The organism is Paenibacillus sp. Paensp38, from assembly GCF_059491915.1.
Window position 1 is genome coordinate 378,786 of record NZ_CP168516.1, and the last position, 14,430, is coordinate 393,215.

Below are 14,430 nucleotides of genomic sequence, written 5' to 3' on the forward strand. Positions count from 1 at the left end.
AAATCATGCTGTTGTATGATATAACCCACAGGGGCTGCGTGTTATTATATCAAATGAATTTGACAGGTTCCCAAATCTTTGTTAGAGTTTCAAACAAATACGTATAACCTTTTCATGGGATGTTACCGATAGGGCATAACCTGAATTGGCTTGTTTACACGGTAAGTGTACACAGGCTGGTTTGGGTTTTTTTATTGTCTGTCACCCTTCGCTACCCCTTTTATTACACATTTGGAAGGAGAATGTTTATGTCCAGTTATATTTTTCCTAAAGACTTTTTATGGGGCGGTGCTCTTGCTGCCAATCAGGCTGAGGGCGCTTATTTGGAAGATGGTAAAGGATTGAGTCTGGTGGATCTGCTGCCTACCGGAGAGAAGAGAAGAAGCATAATGAAAGGGAATGTTCCTTCACTGACTCCACTTGAAAGCGAATTCTATCCTTCCCACCAAGCCATTGATTTCTATCATCACTATCGTGAGGATATCGCGCTATTTGCAGAAATGGGATTTAAGGCGCTGCGTGTTTCCATTGCCTGGGCTCGTATTTTTCCAACAGGAGAAGACGTTACTCCTAATGAAGCAGGTTTGCAATTCTACGATGATTTGTTCGACGAGTTGCATAAACATGGCATTCAGCCAGTCGTTACTCTCGCTCATTTTGACGTGCCAGTGGATCTGGTCGAGAAGTATGGAAGCTGGCGGAGCCGGAAGCTGGTAGGTCTGTTTGAAACCTATGCCAAAACAGTATTCACCCGCTATAAGGATAAAGTGAAGTACTGGATGACATTTAACGAGATTAACATGCTTCTCCATTTGCCGTTTCTCGGCGCCGGTCTTGTTTTTCAAGAAGGTGAAAACGTTAAACAAATTCAGTACCAGGCTGCACATCATCAGCTTGTTGCAAGTGCGCTGGCTGTAAAAGCGTGTCACGAGATTATCCCAGATGCGAAGATTGGCTGTATGCTTGCTGCCGGCAGCTTCTATCCGTATACGTGTAATCCCGAAGATGTATATCAGGGCATGGAAAAAGACCGCGAGTCCTACTTCTTCATTGATGTTCAGTCACGCGGCGAATATCCTGGTTATGCGAAGCGCTTCTTTAAGGATCATGGATTAAACATTGAGATGGAATCAGGCGACGCAGCCATTCTGAAAGATCACACCGTTGACTATATCGGATTCAGCTATTATTCAAGCCGGACGACCAGCACAGACCCGGAAATCGTCAAGAATATGACCAGTGGTAATGTATTCGGCTCCGTAGCCAATCCATATTTGGATAAGTCCGAATGGGGCTGGACGATCGATCCCAAAGGATTCCGCATCACAGCCAACCAATTGCATGATCGTTACCAAAAGCCTCTGTTCGTAGTGGAAAACGGTTTTGGTGCCAATGATGTGGTTTCGCCTGAAGGAGAAGTTAACGACGATTACCGGATCGACTATCTCAAGCGGCATATTGCCGAAATGGGTGAGGCTCTTCAAGACGGAGTCGAAATTATCGGTTACACAAGTTGGGGACCTATTGACATTGTCAGCGCTTCCTCAGGAGAGATGAAAAAACGTTACGGTTATATTTATGTGGACCGCGACAACGAAGGCGAAGGTTCGTTGAAACGGATTAAAAAGAAAAGCTTCCACTGGTACAAAAACGTAATTCATTCCGACGGAGAAAATCTGGGCGAATAATCGTACCACAAGTAAATAGGATCGGACATCCCGGGCCCACGGGGATTTCCGATCTTCGTTTCTTCATTGAAAGCGTTGACAATCGTTCCTCTTCGGGCTATACTTGACGCAATTCCATCATTTTTAGGATTGTTACTGCGTAGCAGGCAAAACCTAAGCCACAAATAAGAAGATGTTACAGTCTTGTTTATTTGGCGTGCTTCGGTTTTTTTCTGTTTACAATAAATAGGATGGAGCAAGTGTGGCTCTTGCTGGCATATGGAACGGGGGATCAAGATGAACATAGCAAAGGTCATCAACAACAATGTAATCAGCGTCTACCAGACGGACGGTACCGAACTCGTGGTGATGGGGCGGGGGATTGCTTTTAAAAAAAAGCCTGGAGACAAAGTAGACGAAACCAGAATTCAGAAGGTATTTGCTCTGAAAAACAAACAGACGTCCGATAACTTTAAAATGCTGTTACGTGAGGTACCGCTTGATTTGATCATGATTGTAGAGGAAGTCATAAATGACGCCAAGCATAATCTGAATAGAAAGCTGAACGAAAATATTTATGTTTCGCTGACCGATCATATCAATTTCGCTGTTGAAAGATACCGGGAAGGATTGGAAATCAAAAACGCGTTGTTGTGGGAAATCAAGCAGCTATACAAAGAAGAATTTGCGATAGGTCTGAAAACGCTGGAACAAATCAAACAAAAGCTTGATATTGAACTGCCTGTGGATGAAGCAGCTTATATTGCCCTTCACATCGTAAATGCTGAAATGAACGAGGAAGTCATTACAACCATGAGTATCACGAAGTTTATCCAGCAAATTATCAATATCGCAAAGTACCATTTTAAGGTTGATTTTGACGAGGATTCTTTGAGTTATTTCCGCTTTATTACGCATCTGAAATTTTTCGCCCAGCGCGTATTTAAGGGAAATCACTATGAAAATAACTATGACCATTTGTATGACATGATTAAGGAAAAGCACAAGGAAGCAGCTGCTTGTACTGAGAAAATCGGAACCTTTGTAAAAAAAGAATACAATCACGAATTGACGAACGAAGAAAAGCTGTATTTGACTGTGCATATTGAACGAGTGGTGAACAGATAAGTTGAACTTTTTTAGTAAAAAAGAATCAAAAATATATTTAAAATGTTTTTGTTGACAAATATGGTAGATTAAATGTATTATGTGAGTAACAGGAATTTAATAATTTTTAACTGGGATTGTTACTGGTTATGCAGGCAAAACCTAAGTCATGAAAAATTGCGGGACTCAAGTGCCCACCATTTTTCAAGGCTTAGTTTTTTTTGTGTGCCTAAATATGGTAAAAAGCCCCTTAGAACATGGAGGTGTCCATCATGAGTTATGAACAACTTGCTAAAGAAATTGTGCACCTGGTAGGCGGCGAAAAAAATGTAGTATCGCTCGTACACTGCGCCACGCGCCTGCGTTTTGTACTAAAAGATGAGGCAAAAGCAGACAAGGCAAAGCTGGAGAAAACTGATGGAATTATTACGGTCAAGCAGAGCGGTGGCCAGTTCCAGGTTGTGGTCGGCAACAAAGTACCAGAAGTGTATAATGCCATCGGCCAAGTATCCAACATTTTAAATGAAACTGGAAAAGAAGATCATTCAGCTAAAGGCAAGAAAGGGTTTGGCGCTGTAATCGACGTAATTTCCAGTATTTTTGCACCGTTGCTCGGAGTTATGGCGGGGTCCGGTATTTTGAAAGGTCTACTGCTGATTGCGAGTAACCTCGGCTGGTTGGTTCCGAAAGACACTACTTATATGATTTTGTATGCTGCGGCTGACAGCTTGTTTTATTTCCTGCCGCTCTTGTTAGCGGTTACAACGGCACGGAAATTTGGAGGTAATATCTTCGTTGCTCTGACCATCGCCGGAGGGCTGCTTTACCCGACCATTGTCACGTTGAAAACAGAAGGTACACCTACAGACTTTTTCGGTATTCCTATTGTGATGATGAGTTATTCATCTACCGTTATTCCGATAATTTTAGCCGTTATCGTCATGAGTAAGCTGGAAAAATGGTGCAATCGCGTGATCCATGAGAGTGTCAAAAACTTTATTACACCTTTGATTCTACTTGTAATTATGCTTCCTCTGACCCTGATGGTTTTTGGTCCAGTCGGGGTGTATGTGGGCAACGCAATCGCTACCGCGCTCGTTGCTGCGTTCAGCTTTAGTCCGCTGCTGGCTGGAGCAATTCTTGGTGCTTGCTGGCAGTTGCTCGTTATTTTCGGTGTTCACTGGGGTCTTGTACCTGTATTCATTAATAATATTGCTGTTAATGGCAGAGACGGGATCAAACCTTCCGCTGCGGCATCCATCTTTGCTCAAACCGGCGCTTCGTTCGGTGTTATGCTGAAAACGAAAAATAAAAAGCTGAAAACACTAGCGGGTTCCGCTACACTTACCGCTTTGTTCGGCATCACGGAGCCAGCAGTTTATGGGGTTACGCTGCCGTTGAAACGTCCGTTTATTGCAGGTATTATCGGTGGTGCTGTCGGTGGTGCCATTATCGGTCAAGCGGGAACGCAAGCATTTGCCTCCGGCGCACCTGGATTGCTGACCTTGCCGATCTTTTACGGTCCTGGCGGACAAGGCTTCCCAGGATTGATTTTAGGGATTACCGTTTCATTCCTGGTGTCGGCCATTTTGACTTATATTTTAGGTTTTGAAGATCCAGTTGAAGAAGAGGAAACTACTAACAATTCGGCTAAAGAATCGACATCTACAGTTGCAGTTTCTAATGAAGAGGTACTAAGCCCGATTGAAGGAACGGTGGTCGCTCTGTCGGAGGTTCCCGATCCAGCATTTGCTTCGGAAGCTATGGGTAAAGGTATCGCCATCCAACCGACAACGGGCAGAGTCGTAGCCCCGTTCGATGGAACCATCACCGTGGCGTTCAAGAAAAAACATGCGCTTGCAGTTGTTTCGCATCATGGCGCAGAAGTTCTGATTCACGTCGGAGTAGATACGGTCAAGCTGGACGGTAAACATTTTACGTCCCATATCAAAGAAGGCGATCAGGTGAAAGCTGGGGACCTACTGCTTGAGTTTGATGTTGAGCAAATCAGGGCAGAGGGTTATCCTACGATTACGCCAGTTATCATTACGAATTCTTCCGAATATACTGAAGTCCTTCCAATCGCTCAAGGAGAGGTAACGGAGCAGGCCCCGCTGTTGAAACTGTCTAGCGCTCTGAATGAGAAAGAAAGCATTGCCTAAATGTCTTAAGGACAAGGCTCTGATGATCCATATTCCCGGATCATCAGAGCTTTTTTGTCGTCCTTTCAGGTAGCAGATAAGTCGATTTGTAATTGACAATATGTCAATTAAATTAGCTTGTACGGTTGTAAAAACTATTCTATAATTTCTTGTAAATATGAAAAATTTTCTGAAAACATTAACTGAATATGAATTGATGGATCAGGGGGAAATGCAAGGAATGTTAGAGAAGTGGGCAGAGGCAGTAAATGGCGTCATTTGGAGCAATCCTGTGGTATATGTCTGTTTGAGCGTGGGGCTATTATTTTCAATTATGACTCGATTTCTGCAAATCAGACATTTCAAAGAGATGATTCGCCTTGTCTTTAAAGGGAAAAGTTCTGAGGCAGGTGTATCCTCCTTTCAGGCCTTTACGATGGCGTTATCAGGACGTGTAGGAACGGGGAATATTGCGGGGATTGCACTGGCAGTCGGTATGGGAGGACCCGGGGCAATATTTTGGATGTGGGTCATGGCTTTTATCGGATCGGCCACTGCGTTTGTTGAATCTACACTGGCTCAGATCTATAAGGTAAAGCGTGATGGTCAGTATCGAGGCGGCCCGGCCTTTTATATTGAAAAAGGGACAGGCTTAAAATGGTTTGCGGTTATTTTCGCAGTTGTAGCGTTGGTCGCTATGTGTTTACTGTTGCCGGGAACTCAATCGAATTCGATTGCGGTAGCTTTTCATAGTTCGTTTGGTATGGATATGAAGGTTTCCGGGATAGTAGTTGTGGTGTTGCTGGCGCTTATCATATTTGGTGGTGTAAAAAGAATTGCCAATGTGGCACAGGTAGTCATACCCTTTATGGCACTTGGCTACATCCTTGTCTCTTTCTATATTATGATGACGAACATTACTGCGCTTCCCGATGTATTTGCCCTTATTTTTCGCAGTGCCTTCGGTATCGATTCAGTGTTCGGTGGTATAGCAGGGACAGCCATTGCCTGGGGGGTAAAACGAGGCATTTATTCGAATGAAGCAGGACAAGGCTCTGGTGCCCATCCAGCCGCCGCCGCAGAAGTGTCTCATCCGGCAAAGCAAGGACTGGTTCAAGCATTTTCTGTATATGTAGATACCTTTTTAGTCTGTACGTCTACGGCTTTCATGGTCTTGTTTACAGGGATGTACAATGTGAAGGGACCAGGTGGGGGCTATATTGTGCAGCATCTTCCGGGTGTTGAAGAAGGAACTCAATATACACAATCTGCCATCGAATCGGTATTTCCGGGTTTTGGGTCGAGTCTTTTGTCCATTACATTGTTCTTTTTCGCCTTTACCACCATTATCGCCTATTATTATATCGCTGAAACGAATATGGCTTACCTGATTGCCGATCGTAAAGCCAAATGGCCTATGTTCCTGTTAAAGCTGGTTATTCTGGGTTCGACATTCTATGGAACGGTTGTCAAGGAATCTGCGTTGGCGTGGACACTGGGGGATGTGGGGGTCGGTATTATGATGTGGGTGAATCTGATTGCTATGATCCTCCTGGCCAAGCCTGCGCTTCTGGTGCTTAAGGATTACGAACGGCAACGGAGGCAAGGGATAGACCCGGTATTTGATCCGAAGAAGGCAGGGATTTCAAATGCCGATTACTGGTCAAAGGAATATCAGCCTCCTTCAGATGAGTTGACGATCACCGCTAAACCAAGCAAGCTTCAAGCCTAATAAGATAGAGAAGTAAGATCAAAGGTGGCTCCGCGGGGAGTCATCTTTTTTTCGTTATCTTGCCTTTACATTCCAAGAAGGGTACATATGTTCACTATTTAGTTTATAATTTAGACAGAGGGATTTTGAATAATCCTGCCATAGATATGTGGGAGGTCACATTTGCATCAGAGAGGTGATTTGAATGAGTACATCCGATTTATCCATAACTGACGACAAGTGGAGAGCTATCGTAGAAAACGACAAGTCTTATGACGGGATATTTTTGTACGCCGTGAAGACAACGGGAATATTTTGTCGCCCCTCCTGCAAATCCCGACCTCCCAAAAGAGAGAACGTCCGTATATTTAAAACAGCGGAACAGGCATTGGCTGAGCATTTCCGTCCATGCAAAAGGTGTAAACCGACAGGACAACGATTGCCTGATCATGAATGGATCGCACGGGTTACAGAATACGTGAATTCTAACTATATGAAGGACTTAACATTGCACATCCTAGCTGAGATAAGTCATGGAAGTCCGTATCATTTACATCGTACCTTCAAGCGGGTCATGCATCTAACCCCGATGGAATATATACAGCAGACCAGGTTGGAACAAGCGAAGGAGCTGCTCATCTGCTCAGATATATCTGTTGCGGAAGTGGGGGAGAACGTAGGCCTGTCCAATGCACCTTACTTTATTACGTTATTTAAAAAGAATACAGGCTACACCCCATTGCAATATCGCCAACTCAAATCGAAAGCAACATAAAATGGAGGTACACAGCATGGCACATCAAATGAATAAAACGATCTATTGGTCATTGTTGACACATGAGGATTGGAATTTATATATTGCAGCTACATCGGAAGGATTATGTTATGTGGGCTCGCCCAATCATCCTGTAGAGGAATTGTTTTCATGGGCAGGAAGTCGATTTCCCGGTAGCCCTTTAGTTGAAGAGGATGCTGCTTTACAGCCCTATGCCAAGGAGCTGATTGAATATTTCCAAGGGGAGCGCACCCAATTTACATTGCCCTTTGACTTTCAGGGGACTGCATTCCAGCTGGCGGTTTGGAATGCGTTGTGTGATATTCCGTATGGGGAAACACTATCCTATTCAGATATTGCCAACGCTATTCAAAAACCAGCCTCTGTTCGTGCGGTGGGGGCCGCCATCGGTGCTAATCCGATTTTGGTTACGGTCCCTTGTCATCGGGTCATTGGTAAAAATGGAGCTATGACCGGATATCGTGGTGGTTTGGACATGAAGGTTAAGCTTTTGCAGCTCGAAAAGGAAAGAGTGGCGTTGGTTCAGTATGAAAAATGAGTATTACAAATCCCCAAAGACACTTCTGAATAAAGGGACCGGCTTCTTGTCAGGGTATACACACTCGTTGAACCCGTATACAGGTTGTACCTTTGGTTGCTCGTATTGCTATGTACGCCAATTGCCAGTCTCCACATTTCGGAAGGAAGCGTGGGGGACATGGGTTGATATTAAAAATCAGGCGGCAGATATTCTTCGCAAGGAACTTCGTAGAGCCAAATCCAAAGGTAAAGTCACGATTTTCATGTCGTCAAGCACAGATCCTTATCAGCCTGCTGAGTACAAGGAAGAGGTGACCCGGTCTCTGCTGGAGGTGATGGTGGATGAGCCACCAGATTTTCTCTTTTTACAGACGCGCAGTCCACTGGTACGGCGGGATACCGATTTACTGCTCCGATTGGGGGATCGTGTTCGTGTAAGTATGACTGTAGAAACAGATCGAGAAGATATACGCAAACATTTTACCCCGGAAGCTCCTCCCATCCAGGCTCGTCTCCAAACGCTGCATCTCTTAAAGGAGGCAGGTGTACCGACGCAAGCTACGATTGCTCCGATGCTTCCAAGCAGTGAACATTTTGCAGACAAGCTCGTGCCTCTGGTCAACCGTGTCTGTATTGATGATTATTTTATGGGAGATGGCAGTGGGGGGAGACGAACGCGTAGCTTAAAAATAGGTGCGCTGTACGAGTCATTGGGGCTGGAAGAATGGTATCATCCTGCTGCCTATAAGACGGTTTATGAACGTTTTCTCCATGTTTTCCCGAAAGAACAGCTCTACGTGAGCAAAGAAGGATTCGAACCTTGATGGAACAGAAGTCTATGCCATTGAACCAAGAGTGAACCATATAAGGGGGCAGCGGGAGAACGAATGCAAACCGTAATGACCAAAAACTTTGATTATGGGGACAAGGAAATCAATTATCTAAAAAACGTAGACACCGTACTTGGTGCAGCGATGACGCAAATGGGCAAGGTAGAACGGGTGATCATTCCTGACCTGTTTGCGGCGCTCGTTCATGCAATTGTGGGACAGCTTATATCGGCCAAGGCGGTTCAGACCATATGGGCAAGGATGCAGGAGAAGTTAGGCGTGATCACTCCACAAAATATAGCTGTTCAGACGGCTTTAGATATTCAAAGCTGTGGCATCACCATGAAAAAGGCCACATGTATCCTTAATATAGCCCAGTCGATCGAGCAGGACCTGTTGGATTTACAGAAATTATATGAGCTTTCCGATGCACAGGTGATCGAGAAATTGTCCTCGCTGCAAGGGATAGGACCTTGGACGGCTGAAATGATGCTGATGAATTGCATGGAGCGTCCAGATGTCGTCAGTTGGGGTGATATGGCTATTCGACGGGGAATGATGAAGTTGTACCATCTGGATACATTGACCAAGCAGCAATTCGAGGAGTACCGCCGAGTCTATTCGCCTTATGGTTCGGTGGCCTCCATTTATTTGTGGAGTATTTCATTTCGTTAAAAATCAGGGAGTGGAAACGATGGAGAAAACAATCAGAGAACAAATACTGTCATATGTGGATGCGGATTTTCAGAAATTCACGGCTGCATTGCTTCCGACGATTAATAATGTGCTGGGTGTACGTCTGCCAATGCTGCGTAAGCTAGCTCAAAATATCGCCAAAGGGGATTGGCGTCTCTATCTGGAGACTGCTGAAAGTGATCACTTCGAAGAAGTCATGCTGCAAGGCATGGTGATTGGTTCTGTAAAAACGGATATAGAGGAAGTTTTGAGTTATACCGCCAAGTTTGTTCCTAAAATTGATAATTGGTCCGTATGTGACAGTTTCTGTGCTGGATTGAAGATCACGAAGCAACATAAAGAACGAGTGTGGGAGTTTATTCAACCCTACCTACTCTCCAAGAAAGAATATGAAATTCGGTTTGGTGTGGTTATGCTTCTGAATTTTTATATTGAGGAACAGTATATGAACCGGGTGTTTGCTCTGCTAGATCAGACCCATCGTGAGGATTATTATGTACAAATGGCGGTAGCATGGGCGATATCGATCTGTTATATCAAACTGCCTGAGGCAACGATGGCGTATTTAAATCATAATACATTGGATGATTTTACTTTCAATAAAGCTCTGCAAAAAATCACGGAATCATATCGGGTGGATCAGGCCACAAAAACGACCATTCGTAGTATGAAGCGAAAAAGAAAATAGGATGGGGCTCAGCAGCCAGGTACGCACTTTGCCTTTTTTGGAATTTAATAATAAAATGGAAGTAACTTTCGAAAAGGAGATGACGTGAATTGGCAGAGCAAGTGCGTATTGGCAAAACAGATTTATATGTAAAACCAATCGGTTTGGGTGCGAACAAGGTAGGAGGACATAATCTCTTTTCCGGTTTGAACAATGAAACGGGCAAAGAAGTCGTTCGCACAGCTTTGGATAATGGCATCAACTTTCTGGATACGGCTTTTATTTATGGACCTGAGCACTCGGAACGATTAATTGGTGAGGTATTGAAAGAGCGTGGTCAGCGTGATAAAGCTGTTATTGCCACGAAGGGTGCACACAAATTTGTGAACGGAGAGATTGTTTTTGACAACTCGCCTGCTTTTTTACGAGAATCCGTCGAATCTAGTCTGAAAAGATTGCAGACCGATTATATCGATCTGTTCTATATCCATTTCCCCGATGAAGCTACGCCGAAGGCAGAAGCAGTCGGAGAACTGAAGAAGCTTAAGGACGAAGGCAAAATCAAGGCTATTGGCGTATCTAACTTTTCCATTGAACAACTTAAGGATGCGAATAGCGACGGTTATGTAGATGTGCTCCAATCCCAATATAATTTGTTTCAACGGGAAGCTGAGAAGGATCTGCTGCCTTATACCAAGGAAAATGGCATTTCGTTTGTGCCTTATTTCCCGCTAGCTTCAGGATTGCTGGGTGGTAAGTATACGAAAGACATGACCTTCACGGACATCAGAGCGAATAATCCACTGTTTCAGGGAGATACATTTGCTCGTAATTTGGACAAAGTGGAGCAGGTACGGGAGATTGCCAATGCGTTGAATGCAGAGGTTGCTCACGTAGTGCTCGCATGGTATTTGACACGCGATTCAATTGATGCCCTCATTCCAGGTGCGAAGGGGCCGGAGCAGGTGCTGGCGAATCTGAAGACGCTAAATGTCCAATTGAGTCAGGCTGATATCGAAAAGATTGACCATATTTTCAAATAATGAGTGCACCTTATATTTGCAATTATATATTTGTTCCATCTAGAGGAGCTGCCGGACGGGCGGCTTCTTTTTCGTCCCTTCCTTGCATATCCTTGTAGGGTAAGTTCAACGCTGCGGGGGGATCGGATGATGAGAAGACCGCAATGGCACAGCGCGCCCAACAGAAGGCGACGCGGCAGACGTAGAGTATTTTTGATTGTGGTACTGGCGCTGCTGGTAGGAATCATACAGGTGGCTGCTTATGTGGAGCAGCATTTGAAGCCGCCTATGATGCATCTGGCAAAAGTGCGGGTCAAACAAATGGCGACGGAGGCTATTAATTCAGCAATTACAGCACAGGTAGAGCAGGGGAAGACAGCTGATAATTTGATCGAATGGAGAACGGATGCACAAGGAAGAACCTCCGGCTTTGTTCTGAATTATGCAGAGCATATGAAAATTACGTCAGACACGCTCAAAGCAGTTAAGGCAACGATGGACAGCATGAGCCATTTTGATGAGAGCGTTCCGATTGGTCAGGCATTGGGCAGTCCATTGTTGGCAGCTTATGGCCCCAAGATTCCTCTAAAGGTGGAGCCGCATGGAGCGATCAAGGTGGATTTAAATACGCGGCAACAGGATGCGGGCATAAACATGATCTTGGTTGAAGTGTATATTCGGATTACGACGGAAGTGTCTGTGGTTATACCGTTTGAGATGCAACCTCAGATTGTGGAGACGGAAATCCCCGTTTCTTATTTGCTGGTGGTGGGCAACGTTCCGATGTACTACTATGACAATCAGGGAAAACCAGTAGGTAAAAATGGTGCAGCCGCTCCGCAGTTGGCGTTGCCTCCCCATTCCATAGAGAGTAGCGGCGCTATAGATTCCAGCATAGTAAGTGTTCCAGAGGTACAGGAAGACCCAAACTCCTCTAGTCAGCCCCCAACGCCATAGAGCAGAATGGAGTGACGTGAGTTGCTCTGGAAAAATAAAAGGGACCCTATGAGGAGGTCCCTTTTGTCTTTCCTTTTTTGAGCGCTTTGCGTTCGGACTGCTCCCACTGTCTTAATAACGGATACGGGTCAAAGGACCAATCTGCCCAGCCATTGTCCCGATATATACCATAGTGCAGATGCGGTGGAAACTTGCCTTGGGTACCAGGTTTTCCATAGCCCGAGCTTCCGACCCAGCCAACCGTCTGGCCAGGTGTAACGACGTCTCCGTTGTGAACGGTTTTGTCAAAGCCGGAAAGGTGCGCATAGTAGTGATAGCGGTTGTTGAGATCTCGGATTCCGATGCGCCATCCTCCAAAGGGATTCCAGCCCTTCATTTCAACTACACCGTAGCAGGTACTGCGAACTGGAACTCCGTAGCCAGCAAACAGGTCAGTTCCTTCATGTATACGGTAGCCCCCCCAGCTGCGACGGCTTCCCCATGTGCTGCGGTAGCTATAAATGCTGCCTAAGGGAAGGGGGAAAGCTTGGCTGACCAGATCCAGCTTGCCATACGTCCGATACAGCTTGGCAAACTGCTGAACTCTTTGAACTGCGCGGCTGTTATGGTAATATTCCCAAACGGCAATACCAAATTCATCCTCGTTGTTTCCATACTTTCCGAGATAAGATGCGATGCTGAACAGCAGATCCTTGTCATTATTGCGGTCAGCAATTCCATCACCCGAACCGTCTTGTCCCAGCCCGGAAAATAGTTCTATGGAACGTGGATTTTGATCCTCCGAATCAGGGTTCATCAAGCCGGACCAGATCGGTCCCGTAATGAAAATACCTATGGTTCGTTCTGCATGCTTGCGATCTTTGGGATGGGCCACCGTAAGTGTACGTTCATACTGGTCGATGGCGGCCAGCCTGTACCAAGGGACTCCTGTCAGGGCTTCGATGGAACGATATAAAGCAAGCCTGGAAATATACATTGAAGACTGTGCATGTTCAGCATCTACATTAACTGTCAGGCTGCTTCCGGCGGACGAGGACTGTAAGTGATTGGCAAGGGCATGGGCAGGAAGCGGACAGGCCGTTGTCAGTGTAGCAGCGCATATCAGCAGCGATAACAGACGAACAGCGCGGGCTGTCCGCGTAGGGTAAGGCACGTGAACCGACCTCCTATAGAAGGGCTTAACCGCCCAGTAAATTCTAGACCCTATTCAATAGCGTGAATAGGGCGCTTTTGTTTAGATTGAGCCATATCCGCCGCTTTTATCCATATAAAAAGTTTACTTTTTTCGGCATCAATGTCATATCAAAAAGGGAACAATGAATGGAGGTTTTTCCATGGCTTTCATGTTATAATGTATGACAATGACAGCTTAAGCTTATCAGAAAGAAGGTCTATGCCATTGTCTAGAAAAGAGAAGGAAGCTAAGCCCGACTGGATTCGTATTAAACTTACGACAGGCGATAACTATCAAGAAATCAAGAGCATGATGCGTTCCAAGACATTACATACCGTATGTGAGGAGGCACGATGCCCTAATATATATGAATGCTGGGCCAATAGGACAGCTACATTTATGATTTTGGGTGATATTTGTACGCGTGCGTGTCGTTTTTGCGCAGTAAATACGGGATTGCCTACGGAACTTGACTTGCAGGAGCCTGATCGCGTCGCGGAAGCGGCTGGGAACATGAATTTGAAGCACTGTGTCGTAACCAGTGTGGCTCGCGACGATTTAAAAGATGGGGGCGCTACTATATTTGCAGAAACGGTTCGTGCGATTCGCGGCCGGTTACCTTTGTGCAGTGTAGAAGTATTGATTCCCGATTTTATGGGCGATATTGAATCGCTGCGAATCGTCATGGATGCCAAACCAGATATTCTGAATCATAATATTGAAACGGTGGAGCGCATGTCCGACAAGGTTCGGGCTAAAGCGAAATACCGTCGCTCTCTGGAGCTGCTTCAACGTGCGAAGCAATTAAATCCGGCTATTCCAACGAAATCAAGCATCATGCTAGGTGTCGGAGAAGAGTGGGACGAGATCTTACAAGCCATGGATGATCTGCGTAAAGTCGATTGTGACATTCTGACAATTGGTCAATATTTGCAGCCGTCCGAGAAACATTTATATGTGCAAAAATATTATCCACCGGAAGATTTTGCGAAGTTAAAGGAAGAGGGATTACAGCGGGGATTCAGCCACGTCGAATCTGGACCGTTGGTCCGCAGCTCCTACCAAGCGCATGAGCAGGTGAAGTCAGCCGCTCAGCATAAGGAAGAAAGCGCCCTTTCGCAGGCTTGATCCGGGAAAGGCGGT

Annotated in this window: 13 protein-coding genes; 12 read left to right on the forward strand and 1 reads right to left on the reverse strand. The window is 45.4% G+C overall.

From position 1 onward, the window contains the following. Nucleotides 1-248 precede the first annotated feature (248 nt). The 11 genes from ACEN8J_RS01775 to yunB all read left to right on the forward strand — a co-directional run bounded on the left by ACEN8J_RS01775 (nt 249) and on the right by yunB (nt 12,113). Nucleotides 249-1,688 (forward strand): 6-phospho-beta-glucosidase, encoded by a 1,440-nt coding sequence (locus ACEN8J_RS01775; protein ID WP_069012595.1) that lies wholly within the window; start codon nt 249-251, stop codon nt 1,686-1,688. 276 nt (nt 1,689-1,964) lie between these two features. After that, a complete protein-coding gene (gene licT, locus ACEN8J_RS01780; protein WP_029518185.1) occupies nt 1,965-2,795 on the forward strand; it encodes a BglG family transcription antiterminator LicT in 831 nt (276 codons plus the stop codon). Nucleotides 2,796-3,046: 251 nt separating this feature from the next. Beyond that, nucleotides 3,047-4,936 (forward strand): beta-glucoside-specific PTS transporter subunit IIABC, encoded by a 1,890-nt coding sequence (locus ACEN8J_RS01785; protein ID WP_029518186.1) that lies wholly within the window; start codon nt 3,047-3,049, stop codon nt 4,934-4,936. Nucleotides 4,937-5,156: 220 nt separating this feature from the next. Continuing rightward, entirely contained in the window at nt 5,157-6,647 is a 1,491-nt protein-coding gene (locus ACEN8J_RS01790; protein WP_029518187.1) for an alanine/glycine:cation symporter family protein, read from the forward strand. Between the two features lie 184 nt (nt 6,648-6,831). Next, a complete protein-coding gene (locus ACEN8J_RS01795) occupies nt 6,832-7,401 on the forward strand; it encodes a bifunctional transcriptional activator/DNA repair enzyme AdaA (protein WP_495594197.1) in 570 nt (189 codons plus the stop codon). A 16-nt stretch (nt 7,402-7,417) separates the two neighbouring features. Further along, a complete protein-coding gene (locus ACEN8J_RS01800) occupies nt 7,418-7,960 on the forward strand; it encodes a methylated-DNA--[protein]-cysteine S-methyltransferase (protein ID WP_449292288.1) in 543 nt (180 codons plus the stop codon). After that, nucleotides 7,950-8,765, forward strand: a complete 816-nt coding sequence (locus ACEN8J_RS01805) for an SPL family radical SAM protein (RefSeq protein WP_165148462.1) — start codon at nt 7,950-7,952, stop codon at nt 8,763-8,765. Before ACEN8J_RS01800 ends, ACEN8J_RS01805 begins: the two co-directional genes overlap by 11 nt. A 63-nt stretch (nt 8,766-8,828) precedes the next feature. Beyond that, nucleotides 8,829-9,446: a DNA-3-methyladenine glycosylase family protein gene (locus tag ACEN8J_RS01810; RefSeq protein ID WP_495594198.1), complete on the forward strand. Its 618-nt coding sequence runs from the start codon at nt 8,829-8,831 to the stop codon at nt 9,444-9,446. A gap of 19 nt (nt 9,447-9,465) precedes the next feature. After that, nucleotides 9,466-10,155 (forward strand): DNA alkylation repair protein, encoded by a 690-nt coding sequence (locus ACEN8J_RS01815; RefSeq protein ID WP_495594199.1) that lies wholly within the window; start codon nt 9,466-9,468, stop codon nt 10,153-10,155. 89 nt (nt 10,156-10,244) lie between these two features. Continuing rightward, nucleotides 10,245-11,177, forward strand: coding sequence for an aldo/keto reductase (locus ACEN8J_RS01820; protein WP_495594200.1), 933 nt, complete (start codon nt 10,245-10,247; stop codon nt 11,175-11,177). Between the two features lie 126 nt (nt 11,178-11,303). Continuing rightward, nucleotides 11,304-12,113: a sporulation protein YunB gene (gene yunB, locus ACEN8J_RS01825; protein WP_165148474.1), complete on the forward strand. Its 810-nt coding sequence runs from the start codon at nt 11,304-11,306 to the stop codon at nt 12,111-12,113. 46 nt (nt 12,114-12,159) lie between these two features. On the opposite strand, the gene ACEN8J_RS01830 is transcribed toward yunB, so the two are convergent. Then, nucleotides 12,160-13,266 (reverse strand): M23 family metallopeptidase, encoded by a 1,107-nt coding sequence (locus ACEN8J_RS01830; RefSeq protein ID WP_340956786.1) that lies wholly within the window; start codon nt 13,264-13,266, stop codon nt 12,160-12,162. 246 nt (nt 13,267-13,512) lie between these two features. On the opposite strand from ACEN8J_RS01830, the gene lipA reads away from it, so the two are divergent. Beyond that, entirely contained in the window at nt 13,513-14,415 is a 903-nt protein-coding gene (gene lipA / locus ACEN8J_RS01835) for a lipoyl synthase (protein ID WP_029518195.1), read from the forward strand. Nucleotides 14,416-14,430 lie beyond the last annotated feature (15 nt).

What these genes read in the sequence shown, in the direction of transcription:
- ACEN8J_RS01810 (WP_495594198.1), top strand. Translation starts at nt 8,829, where the DNA reads ATGCAAACCGTAATGACCAAAAACTTTGATTATGGGGACAAGGAAATC.
- ACEN8J_RS01805 (WP_165148462.1), top strand. Translation starts at nt 7,950, where the DNA reads ATGAAAAATGAGTATTACAAATCCCCAAAGACACTTCTGAATAAAGGG.
- ACEN8J_RS01800 (WP_449292288.1), top strand. Translation starts at nt 7,418, where the DNA reads ATGGCACATCAAATGAATAAAACGATCTATTGGTCATTGTTGACACAT.
- ACEN8J_RS01785 (WP_029518186.1), top strand. Translation starts at nt 3,047, where the DNA reads ATGAGTTATGAACAACTTGCTAAAGAAATTGTGCACCTGGTAGGCGGC.
- ACEN8J_RS01795 (WP_495594197.1), top strand. Translation starts at nt 6,832, where the DNA reads ATGAGTACATCCGATTTATCCATAACTGACGACAAGTGGAGAGCTATC.
- ACEN8J_RS01815 (WP_495594199.1), top strand. Translation starts at nt 9,466, where the DNA reads ATGGAGAAAACAATCAGAGAACAAATACTGTCATATGTGGATGCGGAT.
- ACEN8J_RS01775 (WP_069012595.1), top strand. Translation starts at nt 249, where the DNA reads ATGTCCAGTTATATTTTTCCTAAAGACTTTTTATGGGGCGGTGCTCTT.
- licT (WP_029518185.1), top strand. Translation starts at nt 1,965, where the DNA reads ATGAACATAGCAAAGGTCATCAACAACAATGTAATCAGCGTCTACCAG.
- ACEN8J_RS01790 (WP_029518187.1), top strand. Translation starts at nt 5,157, where the DNA reads ATGTTAGAGAAGTGGGCAGAGGCAGTAAATGGCGTCATTTGGAGCAAT.
- yunB (WP_165148474.1), top strand. Translation starts at nt 11,304, where the DNA reads ATGATGAGAAGACCGCAATGGCACAGCGCGCCCAACAGAAGGCGACGC.